Here is a 23,227-nt window from a genome sequence, read left to right as displayed (position 1 = left end):
GACGAAGGCCGGCCTGCGGACGGGGCTCAGCCGGTGAGCAGGTCGGCGAAGTGGTCGGTGGCGCGCAGCAGTTCCCGGGCGACCGCCGGTTCCGCCGCCGAGTGGCCGGCGTCGGGCACGATCCGCAGTTCGGCCTCCGGCCAGCGCCGCGCCAGGTCGTACGCCGACACCGGTGGGCAGCAGAGGTCGTAGCGGCCGTTGATGATGACGGCGGGAAGGTGGCGGATCCGGTCCACCCCGTCGAGGAGTTGCGTCTCGCTGGTGAAGAAGCCGCCGTGCAGCGCGTAGTGGGAGAGGATCCGCGCGATCGGCAGCGCGTGCTCGTCAGCGGTGAAGTGGGCGAGCAGGCCCGGGTCGGGGCGCAGCGCGGAGTTCACCGCCTCCCACCGCCCCCAGGCGACGGCGCACGCGCGGGCCTCGGCGTCGGCGGGCCCGTGCAGCCGCCGGTGGTACGCGCCCAGCAGGTCGTCCCGCTCCGCTTCCGGGATCGGGGCGATGAACCGGTCCCACTCGTCCGGCTGGAGGTGGCGCAGCCCGCCCTGGTAGAACCAGTTCCGCTCGCTGCGCCGCAGCAGCAGGACGCCGCGCAGGATCAGGCCGGTGACCCGGTCCGGGTGGCTCTGCGCGTACGCCAGGCCGAGGGTGACCCCCCACGAGCCACCGAACACCAGCCAGGAGTCGATCCCGAGCCGGTCGCGGATCACCTCGATGTCGTCGACCAGATGCCAGGTGGTGTTGGCGCGCAGTCCGCCCAGCGGGGTGCTCCGGCCCGCGCCGCGCTGGTCGAACAGCACGGCCCGGTAGCGGTCCGGGTCGAAGAACCGCCGTGCCGCCGGGACGAGGCCACCGCCGGGCCCGCCGTGCAGGAACACCACGGGTACGCCGTCCGGCCGGCCCACCTCCTCCACGTACAGCTCGTGGCCGTCACCGACGGCGATCCGGTGGGTGGCGTACGGCTCGATCGGCGGGTAGAGGCGGGGCTCGGCGGTCATGCCGAACCATCCTGCCCGTTCGCGAGCCGCCGGTGGGGGCGGCCGGCGGTCAGCAGGCGATGTTGCTGCCGAGGTTGTCGAGGAGGGCATCCGCCACCCAGCCGGACACGCCGGTCGTGGTGTCCTTCAGGTAGGTCCAGGTGTAGGTCGTGTGCCCGTTGGCAGTGACCTTGTCGCCGTTGGTGAAGCACCAGAAGTCGACGTTGTGGGTGTACTGCCCGTACCCCAGGGAGGCGCAGCTGGTGTGCGGGCCGGAGCGGATGTTGACGTTGCTGGCGTTGAAGAGTTGGCCGCCCGCGGTGTCGACGTTGGTGCGGGAGTGGCTGCAGGATGCGCCGGCCGGCGCCGCCGCGCTGACGACGGCGACGCCGGAGCAGGCGGTCGCCAGTGCGACGGCCGTCGCGACGGAGGAAACCTTCCGCACGTTGATCAACCCCTCGAAGTCGGAGCAGCACGCAAAGTGATCCAAATATTTGCATGCTTCAAGATGCAGATCAAGAGTTCGCCGGTCCGGCGTTCCGGCGGCCTGGCCGTGGTGCGATGCCGGGCAGCCGACGACCTGCCTCGACAGCGGACGGAGCCGGCGCCGGGCCGGCCGGATCCTGACCGGCACCCGGACAGCGCACCGGTCAGGACGGGGCCGGCTCAGGCGTTGGCCGAGATCCCGACGTCGGGGCCCGCCGCCGGCTCCTCGGCGGTCCGCACGGCCGACTCCGCCTCGGGGGCGGTGCGTTGCGCCGGCGGACGCACCGCGAACGCGTCGAAGGTGGGGCCGTTCAGCGGCGCGCGCGAGGCGTTCGCGTCACCGGTCGGCAGTTCCGGGCCCTCGAGGCGCTCCGCCGCCGGACGGTCGGCCGCGTCGTGCCCCGCGCCGTCGCCGAGGGGGCGGGGAGCGACCTGCGGATACTCGGCGGTTGCCGCGCCACCCGCGGCGGCCGCCATGACCGCCGCGGCGGCCAGGTCGGCCACCCGCTTCGCCTCGCGCTGCACCCGGGCCCGAGTCTCCTTGGCGTGCTGCTCGGCGAGGTCCGCCGCCCGCCGCGCCTCGTCGAGCCGCTTGGTCTCGGCCGCCAGGTCCCGGCGTACCTCGATCAGGCGCTCCTCCAGCGCGGCCCCCTCCTGCTCGACCGTGGCGATCTCCTGGCGGGTCCCTTCCAGCCGCTGGCCGACGGTCCCCAGCTCGGCCTGGAGCTGCGTGAGGGTCTCCTGCCGCTGCTGGATCTCCTGCTGCACCGTGGCGAGCTGCTCCTGGTGCGCCGCGGTCTCCTCGTCGACCCGTTCGCGGACCTCGGTGGCGTACTCCTGGGCCTCGGCGACCAGCGCGGCGATGTCCCGTTCGGCGGCGCTGGCCCGGTCGGCCAGCTCCTGCTCGGCGGCGGCCCGCCGCTCGTCCAACTCGCGGGCCATGGTGGCCTGCCACTGGGCCAGCTCCTGCTGGGCCTTGCTCCGGGTGGCCTGGACCTCCTGCTGGATCTGGGTGCGGGCCGCCTTCACCAGCGCCTCCGAGGCGGAGCGGGCCTGGTCGACCTGCTGCGCGCTCTGCTCGGCGATCCGCTTCGCCTCCTGCTGCGCCCGCTCGTGGGCGGCCTGCCCCTCGACGCGCAGCTTCTCGGCCATCTCCCGGATCGCGGTGAGCTCCGCCTGCGCGGCGGCGCGCTGCTCCTCGTGCGCGTTCTCCTGCTCGGCGCGGCGCGCCGACAGCTCGTCCTCCAGCTCCCGCAGCTGGCGGACGGCCTCCTCCTGCGCCGAGGCCAGTACCTTCTCGGCCTGCTCCTGCAGATCGGCGGCGCGCCGGGTCGCGGTTTCGGTGATCTGGGCGGACTGCCGCTCGGCCAGGTCGAGGATCTGCTCGACCATCGGACCGAGGTCCCGGAAGGACGCCCGGTCCACCTCGGCCGGTCGCTGCCGCAGCTCCGCCGCCTCGGCCTGGGTCCGCTGCACCTGCGTGGTCAGCTCCCGCACCTGCGCGTACGCCCGGTCCCGGCCGGCCGCCAATGCGGACAGTTCGGCTTCCATCTGCTCGACGTACCGGTCCACCTGGCGTTTGTCGTAGCCGCGCAGCGCCGGGTCGAACCTCGGCCGTGCGGACACGTCGTCGTGGGATGCGAACGGTTCCTCGCCGTTGGACATTGCGCCATCCTCCGTCAGGTTCGCCAGCGCCGGGCCGGCGGACGACCGCCCCGCAAGGGCATGATGAGGCGCAACGGTACCGTCGCCGGTGCGCGGGTCCTGCCCCACCCCGGTCCTCGGCCGCGCGCCGTCCGCGTCCAGCCGGTCGTGCACCACGTCGACCCGGTGCCGTCGTCGACCCGAGTGAACCGGCCGGAGTGGTCCGCTGGACCCGCCCGGCCCGAAACCGGCTGGCCGGAAGCCACCCTCGGCCCGCATCCTGGCCGGCATGACCGTACGGAAGCTGACCGCCGCCGACTGGCCGCAGCTGTGGCCGATGCTGCGCGACATGGGCGTCGGTGACGAGCCCGCCGAGACGCACCGGGAGCGCTTCCTGCGCCTGCTCGCCGACCCGCGCTGGGCGCTGCTCGGCGCGGTGGACGCCGGCGGGCTGACCGGGTACGCGGCCGCCCAGGATCACGGCCCGCACCTGCGCTCCGGCGACACGCACCGGACCGCACGCCTGCACGACCTCTACGTACGCCCCGACCGGCGCCGGCACGGGGTGGGCCGGGCGCTGCTCGCGGCGGTGACGCGGTGGGCGGCCGGCCGGGCCCGCTACCTGGAGTGGCAGGCGCACCGGGAGCGGGCGGCGCCTTTCTACGAGCGGCTCGGCCACCGCGGTGAGCCCTGCCCGCAACCCGAGTACCCGACCTTCATCGTCGACCTCGGCCCGCGCTGAACCTCACGGAAGCGGATGGGAGATGCCCCGGGCGTGGTCGGTGATGGCCGCGCCGACCACGGTGGCGGTCAGCGGCAGCACCTCCAGGCAGCGGCGCACCGCCGCGCCCATCAGCGGGTTCGGCACCCGCATGGACAGCGTGCAGTGCGGCACCCAGCGTCCCGGCTGGTAGTGCTCGACCAGGCCGATCCCGGCCCGGGCCAGCCGCTGGTGCACCTGGGCGTGGTGGGCCAGCAACTCGGCGGTCGGGGCCGGCCCGAGCCACAGCACCCGCCCGACGAACTGCCCCGCGTGCTGGAACTCCAGCCGCAACGGCGCGGCCACCACCATCCCGGCGAGCGCCTCGGCCACCCGTTCCGGGTCGAACCGGGGCGCCACCGCGAGCGAGACGTGCGGGCGGTGCCGCTGCTCCAGCAGCGACCGCATGCTCTGCACACCCTCGGACTCCAGCGCGTCCCAGAGCACCCGGATCCGCCGGGTGGCGTCCGTGTCGAGATACAGCTCCAGCGCCGCGACCACGCGATCACCCTAAGAGGTGAGGTTTGCCCGGCCCGGTGGGCGGTACTGCCCCGGTGGCACCGACGGCGAGGAGCGTGGACGAGTGGACGTGAACGACCTGCTGACCGAGGCGTACGACCGGCTGCCCGATCTGGTGGCGGCGGCGGTCGACGGGCTGAGCCCGGAGCAGTTGCGCCAGCCTCCGGCGCCCGGGGCGAACACGGTGGGCTGGCTGGTCTGGCACCTGACCCGGATCCAGGATCACGGCGTCGCCGACCTGCTGGGGGAGGAGCAGATCTGGGTCACCGGCGACTGGGCGCGGAGCTTCGGGCTGACCGCCGACCCGGACGACACCGGCTTCGGGTACGGCCCCGAACAGGTCGCCACCGTCCGGCCGGAGAACGGTCAGGTGCTCCTCGACTACCACGCTGCGGTGGTCGACCGGACCCGGCGGTATCTGCGCGGGGTGCGCCCCGCCGACCTCGACCGGGTGGTCGACCTGAACTGGGACCCGCCGGTCACCCTCGGCGTGCGGCTGGTGAGCCTGCTCGACGACGATCTGCAGCACGCCGGTCAGGCCGCGTATGTGCGCGGGCTCGTCGAGCGGGGGTGACCGCCGCCCGCGCGCAGCTGAACCCCGGTCACCGCTGCCCCGCCGTGGTCTCCTCCGCCGGCCCGGCGGATCCCGCGGCGGCGGGCCGGGCCGCGACGGCGCCGGCGGGGGCGGGGACCGCTCGGGTCCGCCGGGCCAGCCCCTTGTCGACGCCGACGAACAGGAGCCCGAGCAGCCAGAACGCGAACGCGAAACCGAGCGAGCTGAGCCCCACCCCGTCGTAGCCGAGCTGACCGGCGTCGACGAACGGGTACGGGTAGCGGTGCACGATCAGGCCGCGCACCAGGGCGAACCCGAGATACGCCAGCGGGAACGCCAGCCACCAGGCCGCGTAGCGCAGGCGCAGCCGGCCGCGCTGGTCGAACAGCACCCAGTCGGCGACCGCGAGCAGTGGCACGACGGTGTGCAGGAACTGGTTGCCCAGCGCCTCGCCGAGCGCCCGGTTGGGCTGGGCCATCGCGAACGGGCTGGCCGGGTTCGCCAGCACCAGGTGATAGACCACCCCGGTGATGGTGATGTAGAGAGTCACCGCACCCTTGAGCACGGACGGCGGCTCCGGCCGGTCGTGCCAGCACCGCCAGGCGGCGTATCCGGCGAACCCGCCGACCGCCACGTTGCTCTGAATGGTGAAGTAGGGCAGCAGCCCCGTCACCGTGGCCGGGCCGAGGGCGGTGAGCACGACGCCGGCCACCACGCTGAGCACGGTGGCCAGGCGAAAGAGGATCGCCAGCCGGCGACGCCGCGGGGTCACCGGGGCAAGCTATCAGCCCGGCCGCCGCAGGTCACCGGCCCGAGGCGCGCCGGCCGAACGGGACCGCCGGCAGTGGCCGCGCCGCGCGGCCGGACGGGGCATCCGGCGACGTGCCCGGCCGCTCAGCGCAGGGCCGGGCGGACCGGGGCGGACAGGTGCACGGAAGGACTCGGCGGGCGGATCGCCGGCCCCGTGACGGCCGGGGTGGCGGCGGTGGTTGCCGGGCCACCGGCCGGCTGGCCGGTAGTGGGTCCGGTGGGCGGGCTGTCGGTCCGCTCTTTCGTCCCGTTGCTGGCGTCCTTTTCCTTGTCCGGCGTGTCGAGCAGCCGCTCGCAGTAGCCGGTGACCTTGTCCCGGCCGCCGGCGGTCGAGACCAGGTCGGCGAAGCTCGGTGTCTCCAGCACGTGCCGTCGCTGTTCAGCTGCCTTCACGAGGTATGCGCGGCAGAGCCCGGTGAGGCGAGCCGAGGTGCTCGGCTGGCCGGTCGGACCGGCGGTCGGGCTGGGTTCGGCGGCCGGGGTGGGCGAGGTGCCCGGCCCGGTCGTCGGCGAGCCCGGCAACCCGACCCCGGCCTTCGGCGTCGCGGTGGTCCCGGCACCGCCGCTGATCGGCGCCGGCAGCGTGTCAGTGGCGGCGGCGAGCGCCACGCCACCGGTGGCGGCGGCCAGCAGCGCGGCGAGCGCGATCTTCGCGCTGAGCAGGCTGGCGACGAACCCCTGCCTGGGGCGGGGCGCCGCCGGGAGCAGTCCGGCGCGCGCCGTGCGGAACGCCTGGAGGGCGGCCGCCTCGCCGCCGAGTTCGTGCGGGCGGGCGGCGACGCGGACGGCGGCGAGGAGCCGGACGAGCACCTCGGGAACGTCCTGCGCGTCGGCGACCGGACCGACGAGCAGCCGCTCGACGGTCTCCTGGTCCATCCGGTGTGTGGTCATCTCGTGTCCCTCAGCGCCGCCACGCTTCGTGACGTCACATCGAAACCCCCGCCGGTAACCCGAACCGGACGTGAGACCGCTCACCTGCGTCGGTGGTCACCCCATCGTCTTCGCCCCGTCGATCGCCTCGCGGATGATGTCCGCGTGGCCGGCGTGCTGCGCGGTCTCGGCGATCAGGTGCAGCAGCACCCGGCGCACCGACCAGCTCGCCCCCGGCTCGAACCACGGCGCCACCGGCAGTGGGTGCGCCTGGTCCAGGTCGACGGTGGCGACCAGGGCGTCGGTCTCGGCGGCCACCCGGTCGAACTCGGCGAGCAACCCGGCCAGGGTCTCGCCCTCCGTCATCCGGAACTGCCCGACCCAGTCGACCGGCTCGCTCTCCATCGCCTCGGCCCCGCCCACGGCGAACCGCATCCACCGCTTCTCGACGCCCGCCACGTGCTTGATCAGCCCGCCGAGGCAGAGCTCGCTCACCGTGCTGCGCCGGGCCGCCTGCTCGTCGGTCATGCCCTGCACGGTCTGCCGGAGGAACCCGCGGTGCAGGCGCAGGCTGGCGAGCAGATCCGCCCGCTCACCGGTGAGGACCTGGTCGGAGACGCTCATGTTGTCCGCCTTTCGCTTGATGACCGCGGACACCGTACGACGGCCCACCGACAGGTTTCCGGCTTCCACACGGGACCGTCCCGGTTGCCGATTCGTCCGGTTGGCGGTGCACTGAATGACATGGGTGTCATCAAGGTGGGCACATCATCCTGGGCCGACCAGTTGCTGGTGCGCTCCGGCTGGTATCCCCGCGCGGTCAACACCCCCGCGGGCCGCCTCGGCTTCTACGCCGAGCGGTTCGGGCTGGTCGAGGCGGACACGTCGTACTACGCGATCCCGCTGCCGGAGACGGCGGCGGGCTGGGCGGCCGCCACCCCGCCGGGGTTCACCTTCGACGTCAAGGCGTTCCGCCTCTTCACCGGCCACCACACCCCGGTCGCGGCGCTGCCCCGCGAGCTGCGGCCGGCCGGCGGGCCGAGCCTGATCCGCTGGCGGGATCTGCCCGCCGGGGCGTACGACGAACTCTGGGACCGGTTCCACGCGGCGCTGGCGCCGCTCGCGGCGGCCGACCGGCTCGGCGCCGTGCTGCTGCAGTTCCCGCCCTGGCTGGCCCGCGGGGACGCCGCCAAACGGCGGATCCGGGAGACGGCCCGGCGGTGCCGGCCCTGGCCGGTCTGCGTCGAGCTGCGGCACTCCTCGTGGTTCAGCGAGGAAGCGGTGGTGGACACCGTGACCTTCCTGCGCGAGCAGGGGCTCGGGTACGTCTGCGTGGACATGCCGCAGGGCCACGTCTCCTCGGTGCCGCCGATCCTGATCACCACCGCCGACCTCGCGGTGGTCCGGTTCCACGGGCACAGCACGGCCTGGGAGAGCGGCGACCGGCAGGACAGGTTCCGCTACGCCTACGGCGAGCAGGAACTGCGGCACTGGTCCGAGCTGCTGCGTGAACTGGCCGACCAGTGCGCCGAGCTGCACGTCCTGATGAACAACTGCTGCGGCGACCAGGCCCAACGGGACGCCGCCCGGCTCGCCGAACTGCTCGGCGTCGAGGCCGTCCGGGAGCGGGCCGGCGCGGGATCCTGACCCCGGGCCGAGCGGGGTCCGGCTCGGTCCGTGCGTCGGGTCGCCAGCGGGGGCGGCGCGCGTCGGTGTCCTCGCCGCCACTCCCGTACCGGGTCAGCCGCGCCGCCGGACGCCCTCCGGGTGCATGCCGGTGGCCTCCTCCAGCGCGTTGTCCGGCAGGTCGCCCTCGGCGCTGTCGTCGGGAAACGTCCGGGCGGACGGCGCCGGATCCGGCGGCGCGCCCGGTCCGGCCTCAGCGGTGCGGGTCGGCTCCACCGACCCGAAGCCGTGCCGCCCGGCCGCCGGCCCGCCCGCCGCCGCCCCGCGCGCCCGGCGCTCACCCCGCCGGCCCTCCGGGACCGCGGGCTCCTCGCTACCCTCGTCCATCGGCGAGTCCTGGCCCGCGCCCCAGGGCGGGTCGGCGTCGAAACCGTCAGTGGTGCCCCACGGCTTGCTCGCCTCGGGCCCCCGCCCCTCGCCCGTCCTCGGTCGTTTCTTGCTGCTCATCGCCACCTCACCCTGGCTGGGTTCCCGTGCCCGCGCTGAATGCCCGCCACCCGCCCGGTCATGCCGGATCGGCGTCCGCGAGCGGCCGGCGGCGCACGTCGTTGTGCGCCGCCGGCCGCTCAGCGGGTCAACGGCCGGCCGTGACCAGGTGCCGCGTGGCCGCGCCCATCGCGGCGACCTTGGCGATCGTCCTCGGCGAGCCCAGGGCGACCTTGCCGATCTTCGGCGCGCCCTTGCCGACGACCTTCCCGATCTTCGGAGCACCCATCGCGGCGACCCTCAGGCCGGCGATCTTGCCGATCTTCGGAGCAGTCATCCCGACTGCCTTGCCGATCTTCGGCCCGCCCATCGCGATGACCTTGCCGGCCATCCTCGGCCGGGTGATCACCCCGCCGGCCCGGCCGAGCATGCCCCGGAGCACCTGGCCCGGCTTCTGTTGCTCGCTCATGTATGCGGTCACCACCACCAGCGCGCCGGTCAGCGCCGGCACCGCCCACTGGAGCAGCTTCATCTGCCGCTGGCAGGAGGCCACGCTCGCCGGGGTCTGATAGCTCGGCTCGGTGATCCCCTCGACGGGCGGCCCGCCCGCCCGCTCCAGCTTCTTGCCGAGCATCCGGCTGTAGCCGGTGACCGCCAGCGCGCCCACGGTCAGCGCGGTCTTCACCGCGCTGATCTTCCCCACCCCGGACTGCACCGCCATCCGTGGGCTCTCGGTGACCATTTCGCCGACCGCGCCGGCCAGGTGGGCACCGATCGCCGCCGCGTTGACCGGGGTCCAGCGCGCCCAGCCCGCCGAGGCCACCGGCAGCCGCTGCGTCGAGTCGTCGACCCGAGCCGCCGCCGCGTTGACGCCGAGCGCGCCCATCAGCGAGCCGCCGAACCATGCCGCCAGGCCCAGATCGTGCATCGACCGCAACGCGGTGTGCCGTTCGGACATCTGATCCCCCTCCGCCGTGTTCGGGCGGTGCGGCATACCCACGTTCCAACCAGCTACGCCCCCGATCACTCCCGTCCGGCCGACCCGGCGTGCCGCCCGGCCACCCGGTCAGCGGCGCGGCAGGGTGGCGGCGAACGCGGCGACCCGGGCGGCCAGCGGGATCGCCGCGCGTACCCAGGTGAAATGGTCCAGCGGGCCGCCGGCCTCGGCCACCGTGTAGCGGTGCCGGGTCACCGGCGCGGCGGTGAGCTTGCCGCAGAGGTGGTCCAGGGTCTCGTGCGGGGTGTACTGGTCGTCGTCCACGCTCACCGCGAGGACCGGCGTACGCACCCGGCGTACCGCCGCCTCGGCGTCGACCCCGTCGAGCACCGGGAACCGGCCGGTCCGGGCGGTGTACGCCCAGTCCCGGATCACCCCGCGGGCCTGCCGGCCGCCGAACCCCCAGCCCGGCCACACGCCGAGCAGCCGGGCCACCGCCGCGATCCCCTGGGTGTACGGCAGCACCCCCCAGCCGCGCAGCCCCGGGTATCCGCGCCACCACGGCAGGCCGACCGCCACCAGGGCCAGCCCGTCCACCGCGTCCGCGTCGTGCAGGGCCTGGTGCAGCAGCGCGACCTGGCCGCCGAGGGAGTGCCCGAGCAGCAGCCGGGTACGGCCGTCCAGCCGGGGCTTGAGCGCGTCGAGCACGGCGCCGACGTCAACGGCCAGTTCGGGGTAGCCGTAGCGGCAGGTGCGCGCGGGAGCCGGGGTGCTCTCGCCGGTGCCCCGCAGGTCGACCACGACGACGGCGAGCCCGGCGTCGCGCAGCGCGGCGGCGAAGGGCCGGTAGTAGCGGGCCCGCACCCCCATCGCCGGCCAGAGCACCACCACCGGCGCGCCGGGCGGCCCGTCCGGCTCCGGGTAGACCTGGACGCCGATCCGCGCCCCGTCGACGTCGACGAACTCCTGCGTGTACTCCCCGCTCACCGGCTCAGGGTACGGCGGCAAGCTACCGGCAGGTAGCCGCAGGGGTGCCGCACCGGGCCGCCGGTCCGGGCGGCGCGGGCCGGTCCGTCCCGTCCCAGGCGGCCGGGACGAGCCGCCCCACCGCGCCGGGAAAGGCCCGTTCGACCCGGTCGACGGCCGCCAGCACCGCGGGCACCGCAAGCTCGGCCAGCGCCGGGTGGAGCCCGTCCCCGGGCGGCCGTGGCCCCGCCCAGAGCGCCTGATGCCACGGCCGGTCCGGCGGCGGGCCCCAGAGCGCGGGCGAAACCGGGCCGAAGAGCAGCACCGACGGGGTGCCGTAGGCGGTGGCCAGGTGGCCGATGCCGGTGTCGCCGGCGAGCACCAGCCGGGCGTGGGCCACCAGGGCGGCCAGCTCGCCGAGGCCGGTCCGCCCGGCCAGCACCGCCGCCGGCGGCAGCGCGGCGCCGCGGGCCACCTCCTCGGCGATGCCCCGCTCACCCGGGCTGCCGGTCACCACCACCCGGTGGCCGCGCGCGGTCAGCTCCCGGGCCACCGCCGCGAAGCGCGCCGGTGGCCAGCGCCGCTCGGCGGCCTTCGCCCCGGGGTGGACGATGCTGAGCCCGCTGGGCCGCGCACCAGGTCCGGGGCGGCGCAGCGCCAGGTCCGTCCGGTCAGCCGGGATGCCGTACCAGGCCAGCAGCCGGCACCACCGGTCCACCTCGTGCTCGTCGGCCCGCCACGGTGGACCGTCGTGGTGCCCGGCCTCGGCGTTGGCGAAGGCGAGCAGCCGGCCGGGCCTGACCTCGGCCAGCATCCGGTGCGACTGGGGGCCCCGGCCGTGCAGGTTCACCGCGAGCGCAGCCGTCGGTCCGGACCACCCCAGGTGGCCCAGCCCGTCCGCCTCGACCAGCCGGTCCACCCCGCCGACCAGCTCGACCAGCGGCGCCAGCCAGCGCGGCGCGACCAGCGCCAGCTCATCACCGGGGTACGCGGCGCGCAGCGCGCGCAGCGCCGGCACCCCGGTGGCGAGGTCGCCGACGCCGAGCGCGCGGAGCACGAGGATCACGGGTACGAGGACTCCTGCTCGGCGCAGACCACCAGCTCGCGTACTGCGCAGCCCGGCGGCTGGGCGAGGGCGAACAGCACCGCCTCCGCGGTGTCGGCCGGGTCGTTGAGGATCGCGTCCGGGCCGGGCCGGTACTTCTCGTCCCGGTCGTCGAAGAACGCCGTTCGCATGCCACCGGGGATCAGCAGCGTCACGCCGATCGTCCCGGCCAGCTCGGCGGCGAGCGCCCGGGTGAAGCCGACCACCCCGAACTTCGCCGCGCAGTACGCGGTGGCGTCGCTGACCGCCTTGACGCCCAGCGTGGACGCCACGGTGACCACCGTGCCGTGCCCGCATTCCAGGTACGGCACGGCCGCCCGGACCACCGCGGCGGTGCCGAGCAGGTTGATCGCCACGATCCGGTCCCAGGTGTCGCCCGGCACGTCGGCCAGCCGCCCCGGCACGTCCACGCCGGCGGCGGTCACCACGCCGTCGAGCCCGCCGGCCTGCTCGGCGAGCTGGCGGGTGGCCGCCTCCGCGGCGCGGGTGTCGGCGAGGTCGCAGTCGACCCAGGGCACCCCGTCGGCCGGCGCCTGCCGGTCCAGCACGTACGGCCGCCCGCCGGCCTTGGCGACCGCGGTCACCACCGCCGCGCCCAGGCCGCTCGACCCGCCGGTCACGAGGACGGTCCTGCCGTTGATGTCCCTGCCAGCACTCCGCTGACGCTCGCTCATACTGCCGCTCCCTTGACGAGGTGAAGGCCGCGCTGGCGCGCGGCGGAGATGGTGCCGGTGGTGGATCGGCCGGCCAGGTAGGGGACGGTGACGACCCGGCCGCCCCAGCGGTGGACCAGGTCCGCCTCGGGCAGCTCCGGCCCGCCGTCTTCCCCGGCGTAGTCACCGCCCTTGACCCAGACGTCGGGCCGCAGCCGGGCCAGCACCCGGTGCGGGGTGGGCTCGTCGAACACCAGCACGCCGTCGACACAGTCCAGGGCGGCCAGCAGCCGGACCCGGTCCGCTTCCGGGTTGACCGGGCGCTCCGGCCCCTTCAGCCCGCGTACGCTGCGGTCGGAGTTGAGGCAGACCACCAGGCAGTCGCCGAGACGGCGGGCCGCCTGGAGGGTGGCGACGTGCCCGGCGTGCAGGATGTCGAAGCAGCCGCCAGTGGCGACGACGGTGCCGCCGTCGGCGCGTACCGCAGCCACCAGCTCCTCGGCGGTGCGGGCGGCGGCGGGTGCCGGGGGCTGCGCCGGCTCGCGGTGCAGGCCGGCCGCCCCGCCCGCCGCCACGTACGCCGACGCGGCGGCCACCGCCGCGCCGACCGCCTCGGAGACCAGCGCGCCGTCGCCGAGCGCCAGGGCGGCGGTGGCGGCGAACCGGTCGCCAGCGCCGCAGGTGTCCTCGACCCGGTCCGGAATGGACGGTGGCGGCACGACCAGCGGGGTGCTGCCGGCGTGGCAGAGCGCCGCGCCGTCCGGACCCATGGTCACCGCGACCGCGCCAACCCGCCAGCGGCGCCGCAGCTCGTGCCCGGCCCGAGTCGCGGTGGACAGCGCCGAACCGGCCCCCGCGTCGCCGGTGAGCTGCCGCAGCTCGGCGAGGTTCGGCGTGGCCAGCCGGGCCCCGGCTACGGCGGCCGGGCCGCGCGGGTGCGGGTCCCACACCACCGGGGCGGACGCCTCGGCGAGCGCGGCGCGCAGCGCCGGCTGCCGGACCAGGCCGCGACCGTAGTCGCTGACCAGGATGGCCCGGGCCTGGGACAGCACCTCCAGCACCGCCTCCGGCGGCTCGCCGGGAGGCTGCGGGCCGCCGCCCCGGTCCAGCCGGAGCAGCGTCTGTCCGCCCGCCCGCAGCCGGATCTTCTCGGCGGTCGCGCCGGGCAGGTGCATCGGATAGACCCCCACCCCCGCTTCGGCCAACAACTCGGCCAGGCGGGCCGCACCGGCGTCGTCGGCGAGCGCGGTTACCAGCGCGACCTCGGTGTCCTGGGCGGCGGCGAGCAGCGCGGCCAGGCCGGCCCCGCCGGGCCGGTCCACGGCGGTGCGCTCGTCCAACACCGGTACGGGGGCGTCCGGGCAGACCCGGTTCACCGTGCCCGTCACGTCCCGGTCCAGCAGGGCGTCGCCGACCACGACGAGCGGCCCGCTCACCGCTCCACCCAACCGGTGCCGGTGGACCCGTTGCGGTGGTGCCCGTTCCGTCCGTGGCCGTCGACGCTGTGGCCGGTGCCGCGGTGTCCGTTGGCGCTCTGCCCGTTGGCGCTGTGTCCGTTGGCGGTGTGTCCGTTGGCGGTGTGCCCGTCGCCGAGGACCGGGACGAGCGGTGGTGCCCACCCGGCGATGCTGGTGCCCCGGGGCGCGGTCACGGTCGTCGTGGGCAGCTGCCGGATCAAGGGGAGGGCCTGGTCGACGTACTCGCAGAGCACGTGGGTGGCGACCAGGTGCAGCTCCTGCACCACCTGGCTGTCCGGTGACGGGACGGCGAGGACTTCGTGGCAGGCGTTGGCGAGTGGGTTGGGTGTCGGGCCGGTGAAGGCCCAGCAGCGCAGTCCGGTCTCGCGTGCGGCGTGGGCGGCGGTGAGCAGGTTGGTGCTGGTGCCGCTGGTGGTCAGGAGCAGGAGGATGTCGTCGGTTCGGCCGTGGGCGCGGACCTGGCGGGCGAAGACCTCGTTGTAGCCGTAGTCGTTGCCGATGGCGGTGAGGGCGGAGGTTTCGGCGTGCAGGGCGATGGCGGACAGGGGTTCCCGGTCGTCGCGGAGTTTGCCGACGAGTTCGGCGGTGAGGTGTTGGGCCTCCGCGGCGCTGCCCCCGTTGCCCGCCACCAGCAACCGCCCGCCCCGGGCGAGCGTCCAGGCCAGCTCCGTGCCCCAGTCGGCGAGCCGCTCGGCCTCCCGCCGGAACGGCAGCAGCGCCGCCGCCAGCCCGGACAGGTGCGCGTCGATCATGTCGCCCCGGCTCATCAGGCCACCGCCCGGGCGGGACGGGCGACCGTGGTCACCGTGGCGTAGACCGCGCTGAGTTGTTCGGCGCAGCGCTTCCACGAGTACCGGCTGCGGATCCGGTCCAGCGCCGCCGTGGCGTACGCGAAGCGGCGTACCTTGTCGGCGAGCAGCCGGCGGATCGCGGTGGCCAGCGCGCGAGGGTCGCGCGGCGGCACAAGGTCGCCGGTGAGCCCGTCGACGACGGTGTCGGCGATGCCGCCGACGTTGCTGCCGATCACCGGTACGCCGCAGGCCATCCCCTCCAGCGGGGTGAGCCCGAACGGCTCGTACCAGGGGGTGGCCACCAGCACGTCGGCCGAGCGGTACCAGCCGGCCATCTCCTCCCGGGGCACCCCGCCGACCAGCCGGACCCGGTCGGCGACCCCGCAGGACTCGGCGAGCGCCCGCAGCCGCCGGGCGAAGGCGTCGGCGGGCAGCAGCTCGGCCGGCGGGCCGCCGACCACGACGCACTCGGCGTCCGGCACCGCCGGCAGCGCCCGGACCACGTCCAGGAAACCCTTGCGTTCCACCAGCCGGCCGGCCGTGAGGATGCGGGGCCTGGCCGGGTCGCGCGGCGCGGCCGGGCCGTCAGGGTGGAACACGCGCTGGTTGACGCCGGAGGGGACCAGCGCCATCCGGGACCGGGGTACGCCCATCCGGACCAGCTCGGCCACCTCGTCGCTGCACTGCACGACGACCCGGTCGACGGCCCGCCCGAGCGCCCGTTCGTAGCCGATCCGTCCTGGTGGGCTGGTGTCCCGGGCGCCCTGGTGGCGGCGCTTCACGGTGCCGAGCGCGTGGTACGTGAGCACGGTCGGCACCCCGGTCCGTCGGCCCGCGTGCACGGTGGCCAGTCCGCTCATCCAGAAGTGTGCGTGGGCCACCTCCGGGGTCCAGCCGTCGCGCCGCCAGGTGTCGGCCAGCCAGCTGCCGAACTCGCCCATGTACGGCAGCAGTTCGTCCTTCGGGACCCGCCGTGGCGGCCCGGCCGGCACGTGGCAGACGTGGTAGCCGTCCGGGGTGGACACAGCGTCGGGCAGGGTGGGGGAGTCGCGGCGGGTGTAGACGCGGACGTCGTGTCCCTCGCCGGCCAGCGCGGCCGCGAGTTCCGCCACGTGGGTGTTCTGGCCGCCGGCGTCCTCCTCGCCGAGGACGGCGAGCGGGCTGGCGTGCTCCGAGATCATCGCGATGCGCATGTTTCCTCCTCCATCAGCCGGTTCCAGTCGGCGAGGAACCGGTCGAGCCCGAAGCGTTCCTTCGTCACCTCGCGCGCCCGCGCCCCGAGCCGGTACGCCGCGTCGCGGTCCTCGGCGAGCCAGCGGGCCGCCTCGACCAGCGTGTCCAGCCGGGTGGAGAGCACTCCCGCGTCGGGCGGCACGGCGTCCACCGCCTCGGTGGTGGCGAGTGCGATCACGGGCATGCCCATGGTCATCGCCTCGATCAGGCTCAGTCCGAGGGATGTCCACCGGCACAGGTGCAGGTATGCCCGTCGTCGGGCGAGTTCGGTGTGCATGGCGTGTTGTGGCACGTCGTCGTGGCTGGTGAGCCGGTCGGGTGGTCGTGCGAGGTGGTGGGCCAGTCCGGTTACGCCCATGCCGTAGACGTCCAGCGGGGCGATCTCGGCGAAGCGGGGGAGCAGGTCGGTGCCGGTGACGCGCCAGCGGCGTACCGGTTCGTTGATGACCACGGCCAGGCGGTTCAGCTCGCCGGTCCATTCGACGGCCGGTGGGAGCACTCCGTGTTCGATGACTGTGGTGCGGGTGTTGCCGTTGTCCCAGAACAGCTCGTTGAAGTGGGTGACGTGGGCGATGGTCAGGTCGTCCCGGTCGGCCATCGGGTGGCGGGTGTTCGGCACGTCGCCCTTGGGGGTGTTGTGCTCGACGTAGATCGCGGGCAGGTCGCGGCCGGGGCGGCGGCCCAGCCACTGCTCGGCCAGCTCCAGCTCCTCGGGCCGTTGCAGGACGACCAGGTCGACGTCGGTCCGCCCCAGTTCCTGCGGGGTCACCTCGACGGCGTTCGCCGGCCAGGCGTACGTCCGCGCCCGCCCGAGGCCGTACGGACCCCGATCGGGGGTGACCGGCACCAGGTAGCGGTGCCGTCCGCGGACGAACGACGTCGTCCAGGAGCCGTGTACGTGCCACAGCAGAACGTTCATGCCTCTCCTCACGATCGGGCTGGTCGGGGCGCGGCGGACGGGGCGGTCAGTCGGGCGGGTCGAGGAGCCGCACGGCGGCAACCACCTCGGCCGGGTCGATGCCGGCCAGACAGGGGTGCCCGGCGACCGGGCAGACGGCCGCGCGGGTGTCCCGGCAGGCCGCCCTGGCGTCGCCGAGCCGGACGGTCGGCACCCGGTACGGTCCCCACTGTCCGAACGGGACGGTGGGAGCGAAGAGGCTGACCACCGGGGTGCCCACGGCGGCGGCGAGGTGGGCCGGCCCGGTGTTGCCGACCACCAGGCAGCGGGCGCCGGCGATGATCCGGACGAGCCCGGTGAGGTCCGTCGACCCGCCGAGGTCCACGCCGCCGGCGGCGGCGACCCGCGCGGTCAGGTCCCGCTCGTCCGGCCCGCCGGTGACGACGACCTGGCGCCCGTCGGCGACCAGGGCGGCCACGATCTCGGCCCAGCGGTCCGCCGGGCAGGCCCGGGCCGGCACCGACGAGCCGGGGTGCACCACCACGTAGTCGTCGGTCCGTGCGGGGACCGGGCGATCCGGCTTGGTTTCCGTCCCGGTCGGTGGCTCCAGGTCGTCCCGCAGCCGTAGTCCCGGTTCGTCGTCGGTGGGGAGGGTGTATCCGGCGGCGGCGGCGAGGGAGAGGGCTCGTTCGGGTTCGGGTATGCCGGTGGGGACGTGGTGGCGGATGTCGAGCAGGGTGCCGGGGTAGTCGTCGCTGATGGCGCTGATGCGGGGTATGCCGGCGATGCGCAGGAGCAGGGCGAGGGGTAGGGGGGACTGGTGGAAGGAGGTGAAGATGATTGCTTCGTCGGCGTGGGTGGTGGTGAGGCGGGTGGTGAGGTGGTGCATGTCCTGGGGGTCGACGGGTTGGGGGTCGCCGTCGATCCAGGGCAGTGGCCATTCGATGATTTCGTCGATGCCGGGTAGCAGGTCGGCGGCTGCCCGGCCGCGTGGGCCGCAGAGCAGGACGACGCGGTCGGCGCCGGCCGCGACGGCGCGGATGCCGGGGCCGGTGACCAGCACGTCCCCGGCCGCGTCGCTGCGCACCACGAGGACCGTCCCGGCCCGCCCGGCGGGGGGCGCGACCGGCCGGACCGCCCGCATCCGGCGCAGGATCTCGTCCACCGCGGCGGGCAGGTCCCGGGCCACGGTCGGCGCCTCGGCGACCTCCTCCAGGCGGGTGACCGGGGTGGGGACCAGGATGCCGGTCGCCCCGGCGGCGAGCGCGGCCGTGATGTCCCGGCCGATGTCGCCGACCAGCACGCACCGGGTCGGCGTGGTGCCGAGCGCCCGGGCGGCGGCGTGCACCAGACCCGGCGCCGGCTTGCGGCAGCCGCAGCCGTCGGTGTCGTCGTGCGGGCAGATCTGCCAGTCGTCGAAGGGGCCGAGCAGTTCCTCCACCCGGGCGTTGACCCGGCGCAGGTCCTCAGCGGTGAAACAGCCCCGGGCCAGGCCGGACTGATTGCTGACCACGGCCAGACGCAGCCCGGCCGCGCGCAACCGGTCCAGCGCCTCCCGCGCACCGGGCACCGGGCGGACCTTCTCCGGGTCACCGTTGTAGGGCACGTCCTCGACGAGCGTGCCGTCCCGATCCAGCAGCACCGCGTCGAACAGGGCAGGACCGGGCGGCGTCTCGGCCGCCCAGTTGTCCGGGGCAAGCGAAGGGAATGTCATCGCCCCGCCTCGGGTCCGTCCGCCGTGACGACCGCCCCGGCGGGCTGCGAGCGGGCGTGCCACCAGCCGCGTACCCAGTGGACGACCGCGAGTGGCGGGATGAGCGCGCTGGTCGCCAGCATGGTGACGACCTCGTCGCGGGTGCGCGGGCCGGGCGCGATGCGGACCCGGGCGAAGTCGGCGGTGCCGGCTGCCCAGGCCAGCCCGGCGACGAGGGCGGCCGCTCCGAGGCCGCGCCGCCGGGTGCCGGGACGGGCCACGGCGCGCAGCACGGTGGCGGACAGCCCGACCGCGCCGGCCGTGGCGACCGCGACGTGCCCGGGCCGCCGGCCCGGGGGCAGGTCGAGCGCGGTCCGCCAGTTCGGGCCGTACAACCGGCGCAGCAGCGCGTCGTCGGCGTTGCCGCGCTGCGTGCGCAGGCTCACCCAGCGGCCCTCGGGGCGTACCGGATGGGTGACCCGGCGCTGGCCGCGGACCAGGTCCCAGCCGGCCAGCCGGACCCGGTGGGCCAGTTCGGCGTCCTCCCGGTAGGCCCGGGGGAAGCGCTCGTCGAACCCGCCGACGGCCGCGAGGGCGGCCCGGCGGTAGGCCATGTCCGCGGTGATCCACCTGCCCTCGGCCAGGCCCGCGGTGGCGCGTTCCCAGTCGGTGGGGCGGCGGTCCGCCGGCAGCGGCACGGTCACCATGCCCTGCACCCCGCCGATCCGGCCGGGCAGCGCGAGGTCGGCGCGCAGCCGCCGGGCCCAGTCCGGTGCCGGCACCACGTCGTCGTCCAGGAAGACCACCCACTCGCCGCGCGCGGCGCGCCAGCCCAGGTTGCGGGCCGCCGCCGGGCCCGCGCCACGACCGGTCAGCACCTTCGTGTACGCCGCCAGCGCCCCCGGCACGGCCAGTTCCCCGGTCTCGTCGCGCCGGTCGTCGACCAGGAGCAGGTCGGCCCCGGGCAGGTCGCCGAGCTGACCGGCGAGGGTGTCCAGCAGCACGGCCAGGCTGGGCCGGCCGAGCGTCGGCACCACCACGCTGATCACCGGCCACCGCCCAGCGCCCGGCGGTGCACCGCGAACGGACCGAGGGCGAGCAGGTCCACCGGCGCGGAGCCGAACAGCTCCATCGCCTCCCGCGGGGTGTCCACCATCGGCCGCCCGGCGGTGTTCAGCGAGGTGTTGACCACCACCGGCAGCCCGGTGCGCCGCTCGAACTCGGCCAGCAGCTCGGCCACCAGTGGCTCGGTGTCGGCGTGCACGGTCTGCACCCGGGCGGTGCCGTCGACGTGGGTGACCGCCGGGATGCGGTCCCGCCACTGCGCCTTCACCCGGTGCACGAAGAGCATGTACGGGCTGGGGTAGACGCCCTCGAAGAGCTCCGCGAAGCGTTCCGCGCGGACCATCGGGGCGATCGGCCGGAACTGTTCCCGGCCCTTGACGTCGTTCATCCGGCGAGTGGTGTCCGGGTCGCCGGGGTGGGCGAGCAGCGACCGGTGGCCCAGCGCCCGCGGGCCGTACTCGCTGCGCCCCTGGTACCAGGCGACGATGCCGTTGTCGGCGAGCACCCCGGCCGCCTCCGCGGCGATCGACGCCGGCCGGCGGTACGGCAGCGCCGCCCGCCGCAGCTCGGCCTCCAGTTCCTCGTCCGACCAGCCGCGGCCCAGGTCCACCCCGGCCATCGGGGTGGACCGGTCGCCCAGCTCGCCGGCCACGTGCAGGGCCGCGCCCAGCGCGGTGCCCGCATCCCCGGCCGCCGGCTGCACCCAGACGTCCCGGAACGGCCCCTCGGCGGCGAGCCGGGCGTTGGCCACGCAGTTCAGCGCCACCCCGCCGGCCAGGGCCAGGGTGCCGGCGCTGCCGGTGGTGTCGTACAGCCAGCGGGACAGGTCGAGGACGACCTCCTCCAGCCGGGCCTGCACGCTGGCGGCGAGGTCGGCGTGGTCGTCGGTCATCTCGCCGTCGGCGGTGCGCGCCTTGGCCAGGCCGGCCCAGTCGATCCGCTCGACGTGGAACCCGCCGTCGTCGGTGACCCGGACCAGCTCACGGAGCATGCCCAGATGCGTCGGCCGGCCGTACGAGGCGAGCGCCATCACCTTGTACTCGTCGCTGGAGTGCAGGAAGCCGAGGTGCCGGGTCAGGTCCTCGTACAGCAGGCCGAGCGAGTGCGGAAGTTGCTGCGCGTACAGGGATGACAGCCGTCCGTCGCGGTAGACGCCGGCCAGGTGACTGGCCACCTCGCCGCGCCCGTCGAGCACCAGCACCGCGGTGTCGTCGCCGGCCGGCGGGGCGGCCAGCCCGGCGGAGGCGGCGTGCGCCACGTGGTGCGGCACGAACCGCACCTTCTCCGGGTCGAGCCCGGGCAGGGCGGCGGCGAGGAACTGGGGGGCCCGCTTGGCGTAGTCGACCCGCAGCCAGTCCCACGGGTCGTCGAGGCCCAACTCGGCCGCGTCCCGGCAGAGTCCGGGGTCGAAGGAGTACGCGACCGCGTCGAGGCTGTCGACGTCGATCCCGGCGCTGGCCAGACACCAGGCGGCGGACAGCTCGGGCAGCTCCCAGGCGGCGAAGGGCACCGGGCGCTTGCCGTGCTTGCGGCGGCTGAACCGCTCCTCTTCGGCGGCGGCCACCACCCTGCCGTCGACCACGAGGGCAGCTGCGGGGTCGTGGAAGATCGCGTTGATTCCGAGGACGCGCATGAGGCAGTCCCTACCCCCGCGGACCCCGCCTAACCTATAGATCATCGACTTCTGCTCAGGAGCGCGGCGTCGCCTGTGGATATTCGGATCAGTGACCAAAGTCCCTGGTTGACGGCGTAGGAGGGGGACAGACTGGGCAAAGAGGTGTGGCCGGCTCCGGTTTTGTGGCCCGCCTCGTCCGAACTGACCTTCGGGAGGTGACCGGTTGTGTCCACGTCATCGCTGCCCGCGCTGGCCGAGGAGCAACTCACGCTGGCTCGCGCAACCGGCAGCGGGCGCAGCGCCCGGACGATCCACGGCGGTGCCGGCACGCCGCTGCGGCAGACCCTGGTCGCCCTGGTCGCGGGGCACGAGCTGGCCGAGCACGCCAGCCCGGGGGACGCGACGCTCCAGGTGCTGCGTGGCCGGGTCCAGCTGGTCGCTCAGGACCGGTCCTGGCCCGGCGACACGGGGGACCTGCTGGTGATCCCGGACGCCCGGCACGCGCTGCACGCCGACGAGGATTCCGTGGTGCTGCTCACGGTGGCCCGCGGATGAGCACTGCTCCGCCCGCCGCAGCCCGATCGGGGGTCGCCGGTCGGCAGCGGGGCCGCAGGCACCGCTGGCTGCCGCCGCAGCACGGCGCCTGGGCCATGCTGCTCCTCCCGTACGCCGCGGCGGTCTGCGTCACCGGCCTCCGGTGGCCGCATCTGCCGCTGCTCGGCGCCTGGCTGGCCGGCTACCTCTTCTCCTACTACGCCCTGCTGGTCGTGAAGACCGGCCGCGCCGACCGGGTACGCCCCCAGCTGCTGCTCTACGGCGCCGCAGCCGCGCTGCTGGTCACGCCGGTGCTGCTGGCCCGGCCCGCGGTCCTCGGCTACGCCCCGCTCTACGCCCTGCTCGCCGCCGTCAACGTCGGGTACGCCCGGCGGCGCCGCGAGCGGGCCCTGCTCAACGACCTCGCCTCGGTGGCGCAGAGCGTGCTCATCGTGTTCGTGGTGGCCACCGTCGCCGAGGTCCCGCCCGCCGGGCTCGCCGCGGTGGCGGGCGCCGTCGCCGCGTATCTGGTCGGCACGGTGCTCTACGTCAAGACGATGATCCGGGAGCGGGAGAGCGTCGGCTACCGGTGGGCGTCCGGGGCGTACCACCTCGCGGCGGTCGTGGTGGCGGTGGCCTACTGGGGCCCGGCGGTGGCGGGGGTCTTCGCGCTGCTGCTGCTCCGCGCGGCGCTGCTGCCGGGCCGGCGGCTGGCCCCGGTCCGGGTCGGGATGGTCGAGCTGGTCGGCTCGCTGCTGGTGTTCGCCGCCGTGGTCGGGCACTGGGCCTGACGGCCGGCAGGTCGGGCGTCCGACTGGCGTGCTGCCGACAACTGTGGGTGACACGCCTCCGCGGAAACTTGATGTCACCCAGCGTGACCATGGCGCGTGGCACCCCCATGGGCGCTGATCTGGTCACAATCCCCCTGACCAGCGAAAATCCGTGCGGTAGCCCCGGTGCCGAAACATCTCCCAGCCGGCTTTGCTCTGCAGCCATAGACGCAGCAGCGAACCATGGGTGACTGCTGCGTCCATGGCTGCAGAGCAAAGGGCGCGGGGCGATGGTTGCGGGAGGCCGGCTGTGGTCACTCGGCGTGACCGTGGTCACGCCGGTCGGGGTCGGCATGGCGAGGGGCCGGTGCCGGGCATCGTCCGGCACCGGCCCCCGGTCTTCGGACCCGTGCGCCTCAGCCGTGCAGCATGCCCGGGCCGAACACCTCGTAGGCGATCCGCTCCGCTGGCACGCCCCGGCGCAGCAGTGCGCCGCGGACCAGGGTCATGAACGGCACCGGCCCGCAGAGATGCACGTACGCCCCGGGGGTCAGCGGAATCCGCGCCGGATCGACGAGCCCGCTGGCGACCTCCGCCTTCAGCCCGGCCAGCTCACCGTCGGCGGCGTCCTCGTACCACAGGCGCACCGACAGCTTCGGCAACTGCGCCTGGAGGCCGGGCAGTTCGTGGCGCAACGCGTGCGGCGCCGGGAGCACCGATCGGCCGGATCGCCATCGGTCGATCGTTCGGGAAGACACCGGCAG

23 protein-coding genes and 2 pseudogenes are annotated in these 23,227 nt (G+C 75.1%); 5 read left to right on the top strand and 20 right to left on the bottom strand.

Annotation, left to right across the window (positions count from 1 at the left end; all coding sequences use genetic code 11):
• Positions 1-26: 26 nt before the first annotated feature.
• The 3 genes from pip to ACFYML_RS07005 all read right to left on the bottom strand — a co-directional run bounded on the left by pip (position 27) and on the right by ACFYML_RS07005 (position 3,122).
• Positions 27-992 carry a prolyl aminopeptidase gene (gene pip, locus ACFYML_RS07015; protein ID WP_387419695.1) on the bottom strand — a complete coding sequence of 322 codons (966 nt, stop codon included), beginning with the start codon at positions 990-992 and terminating at the stop codon, positions 27-29.
• Between the two features lie 49 nt (positions 993-1,041).
• Positions 1,042-1,416 (bottom strand): SH3 domain-containing protein, encoded by a 375-nt coding sequence (locus ACFYML_RS07010; RefSeq protein ID WP_387419694.1) that lies wholly within the window; start codon positions 1,414-1,416, stop codon positions 1,042-1,044.
• Positions 1,417-1,637: 221 nt separating this feature from the next.
• Complete coding sequence (locus tag ACFYML_RS07005; protein ID WP_387419693.1) at positions 1,638-3,122, bottom strand: hypothetical protein; 1,485 nt, start codon at positions 3,120-3,122, stop codon at positions 1,638-1,640.
• Positions 3,123-3,390: 268 nt separating this feature from the next.
• On the opposite strand from ACFYML_RS07005, the gene ACFYML_RS07000 reads away from it, so the two are divergent.
• Entirely contained in the window at positions 3,391-3,843 is a 453-nt protein-coding gene (locus tag ACFYML_RS07000; RefSeq protein WP_387419692.1) for a GNAT family N-acetyltransferase, read from the top strand.
• 3 nt (positions 3,844-3,846) lie between these two features.
• On the opposite strand, the gene ACFYML_RS06995 is transcribed toward ACFYML_RS07000, so the two are convergent.
• Positions 3,847-4,362 carry a 2'-5' RNA ligase family protein gene (locus tag ACFYML_RS06995; RefSeq protein WP_357446898.1) on the bottom strand — a complete coding sequence of 172 codons (516 nt, stop codon included), beginning with the start codon at positions 4,360-4,362 and terminating at the stop codon, positions 3,847-3,849.
• An 82-nt stretch (positions 4,363-4,444) separates the two neighbouring features.
• Between ACFYML_RS06995 and ACFYML_RS06990 the strand changes: the two genes are divergently transcribed.
• A complete protein-coding gene (locus ACFYML_RS06990) occupies positions 4,445-4,954 on the top strand; it encodes a DinB family protein (RefSeq protein ID WP_387419691.1) in 510 nt (169 codons plus the stop codon).
• 28 nt (positions 4,955-4,982) lie between these two features.
• Here ACFYML_RS06990 and ACFYML_RS06985 read toward each other — a convergent pair whose 3' ends face one another.
• From ACFYML_RS06985 to ACFYML_RS06975, 3 genes are all read right to left on the bottom strand, one after another.
• Positions 4,983-5,705: a Pr6Pr family membrane protein gene (locus ACFYML_RS06985; RefSeq protein WP_387419690.1), complete on the bottom strand. Its 723-nt coding sequence runs from the start codon at positions 5,703-5,705 to the stop codon at positions 4,983-4,985.
• A 122-nt stretch (positions 5,706-5,827) separates the two neighbouring features.
• Positions 5,828-6,634, bottom strand: a complete 807-nt coding sequence (locus tag ACFYML_RS06980) for a hypothetical protein (protein ID WP_387419689.1) — start codon at positions 6,632-6,634, stop codon at positions 5,828-5,830.
• Between the two features lie 96 nt (positions 6,635-6,730).
• On the bottom strand, positions 6,731-7,237 hold the full coding sequence (locus tag ACFYML_RS06975) for a DinB family protein (protein WP_387419688.1): 507 nt from the start codon (positions 7,235-7,237) through the stop codon (positions 6,731-6,733).
• 120 nt (positions 7,238-7,357) lie between these two features.
• Between ACFYML_RS06975 and ACFYML_RS06970 the strand changes: the two genes are divergently transcribed.
• The gene (locus ACFYML_RS06970) at positions 7,358-8,260 is read left to right on the top strand and encodes a DUF72 domain-containing protein (RefSeq protein WP_387419686.1); all 903 of its coding nucleotides are present in this window, start codon (positions 7,358-7,360) and stop codon (positions 8,258-8,260) included.
• Positions 8,261-8,353: 93 nt separating this feature from the next.
• Here the strand turns inward: ACFYML_RS06970 and ACFYML_RS06965 are convergent, their stop codons facing one another.
• The 12 genes and pseudogenes from ACFYML_RS06965 to ACFYML_RS06910 all read right to left on the bottom strand — a co-directional run bounded on the left by ACFYML_RS06965 (position 8,354) and on the right by ACFYML_RS06910 (position 21,177).
• A complete protein-coding gene (locus ACFYML_RS06965; RefSeq protein WP_387277415.1) occupies positions 8,354-8,746 on the bottom strand; it encodes a hypothetical protein in 393 nt (130 codons plus the stop codon).
• A 127-nt stretch (positions 8,747-8,873) separates the two neighbouring features.
• On the bottom strand, positions 8,874-9,683 hold the full coding sequence (locus ACFYML_RS06960) for a hypothetical protein (RefSeq protein ID WP_387277417.1): 810 nt from the start codon (positions 9,681-9,683) through the stop codon (positions 8,874-8,876).
• A 108-nt stretch (positions 9,684-9,791) separates the two neighbouring features.
• The gene (locus tag ACFYML_RS06955) at positions 9,792-10,649 is read right to left on the bottom strand and encodes an alpha/beta fold hydrolase (protein WP_387419685.1); all 858 of its coding nucleotides are present in this window, start codon (positions 10,647-10,649) and stop codon (positions 9,792-9,794) included.
• Positions 10,650-10,782: 133 nt separating this feature from the next.
• Positions 10,783-11,694 (bottom strand): annotated as a pseudogene (locus tag ACFYML_RS06950) (glycosyltransferase family 9 protein); the annotation flags it as partial.
• Positions 11,691-12,407 (bottom strand): SDR family oxidoreductase, encoded by a 717-nt coding sequence (locus ACFYML_RS06945; protein ID WP_387419684.1) that lies wholly within the window; start codon positions 12,405-12,407, stop codon positions 11,691-11,693. The pseudogene ACFYML_RS06950 and the gene ACFYML_RS06945, both read right to left, overlap by 4 nt.
• On the bottom strand, positions 12,404-13,822 hold the full coding sequence (locus ACFYML_RS06940) for a PfkB family carbohydrate kinase (protein ID WP_387419683.1): 1,419 nt from the start codon (positions 13,820-13,822) through the stop codon (positions 12,404-12,406). Before ACFYML_RS06940 ends, ACFYML_RS06945 begins: the two co-directional genes overlap by 4 nt.
• Positions 13,819-14,631 carry an SIS domain-containing protein gene (locus ACFYML_RS06935; protein ID WP_387419682.1) on the bottom strand — a complete coding sequence of 271 codons (813 nt, stop codon included), beginning with the start codon at positions 14,629-14,631 and terminating at the stop codon, positions 13,819-13,821. Before ACFYML_RS06935 ends, ACFYML_RS06940 begins: the two co-directional genes overlap by 4 nt.
• The gene (locus ACFYML_RS06930; protein WP_387419681.1) at positions 14,631-15,848 is read right to left on the bottom strand and encodes a glycosyltransferase; all 1,218 of its coding nucleotides are present in this window, start codon (positions 15,846-15,848) and stop codon (positions 14,631-14,633) included. Before ACFYML_RS06930 ends, ACFYML_RS06935 begins: the two co-directional genes overlap by 1 nt.
• The gene (locus tag ACFYML_RS06925; RefSeq protein WP_387419680.1) at positions 15,833-16,807 is read right to left on the bottom strand and encodes a glycosyltransferase; all 975 of its coding nucleotides are present in this window, start codon (positions 16,805-16,807) and stop codon (positions 15,833-15,835) included. The genes ACFYML_RS06930 and ACFYML_RS06925 overlap by 16 nt, the downstream gene beginning before the upstream one ends.
• A 46-nt stretch (positions 16,808-16,853) precedes the next feature.
• Positions 16,854-18,500 (bottom strand): HAD-IIIA family hydrolase, encoded by a 1,647-nt coding sequence (locus ACFYML_RS06920; protein WP_387419679.1) that lies wholly within the window; start codon positions 18,498-18,500, stop codon positions 16,854-16,856.
• Complete coding sequence (locus ACFYML_RS06915; RefSeq protein ID WP_387419678.1) at positions 18,497-19,528, bottom strand: glycosyltransferase family 2 protein; 1,032 nt, start codon at positions 19,526-19,528, stop codon at positions 18,497-18,499. The genes ACFYML_RS06920 and ACFYML_RS06915 overlap by 4 nt, the downstream gene beginning before the upstream one ends.
• Positions 19,525-21,177 carry a carbamoyltransferase gene (locus ACFYML_RS06910; protein ID WP_387419677.1) on the bottom strand — a complete coding sequence of 551 codons (1,653 nt, stop codon included), beginning with the start codon at positions 21,175-21,177 and terminating at the stop codon, positions 19,525-19,527. Before ACFYML_RS06910 ends, ACFYML_RS06915 begins: the two co-directional genes overlap by 4 nt.
• Positions 21,178-21,384: 207 nt before the next feature.
• On the opposite strand from ACFYML_RS06910, the gene ACFYML_RS06905 reads away from it, so the two are divergent.
• Together ACFYML_RS06905 and ACFYML_RS06900 are read left to right on the top strand one after the other, a co-directional pair.
• Positions 21,385-21,714: a cupin domain-containing protein gene (locus tag ACFYML_RS06905; RefSeq protein WP_387419676.1), complete on the top strand. Its 330-nt coding sequence runs from the start codon at positions 21,385-21,387 to the stop codon at positions 21,712-21,714.
• On the top strand, positions 21,711-22,484 hold the full coding sequence (locus ACFYML_RS06900) for a YwiC-like family protein (RefSeq protein ID WP_387419675.1): 774 nt from the start codon (positions 21,711-21,713) through the stop codon (positions 22,482-22,484). Before ACFYML_RS06905 ends, ACFYML_RS06900 begins: the two co-directional genes overlap by 4 nt.
• Before the next feature lie 395 nt (positions 22,485-22,879).
• Here ACFYML_RS06900 and ACFYML_RS06895 read toward each other — a convergent pair.
• Positions 22,880-23,164: pseudogene (locus tag ACFYML_RS06895) on the bottom strand (hemin transporter); the annotation flags it as partial.
• Positions 23,165-23,227: the final 63 nt, after the last annotated feature.

Origin of the sequence: Micromonospora sp. NPDC007230, assembly GCF_042869115.1 — a bacterium.
GTDB lineage: Bacteria > Actinomycetota > Actinomycetes > Mycobacteriales > Micromonosporaceae > Micromonospora.
Note: the sequence above shows the minus strand (reverse complement) of the source record. Positions and strands in the feature narration are given on the sequence as shown.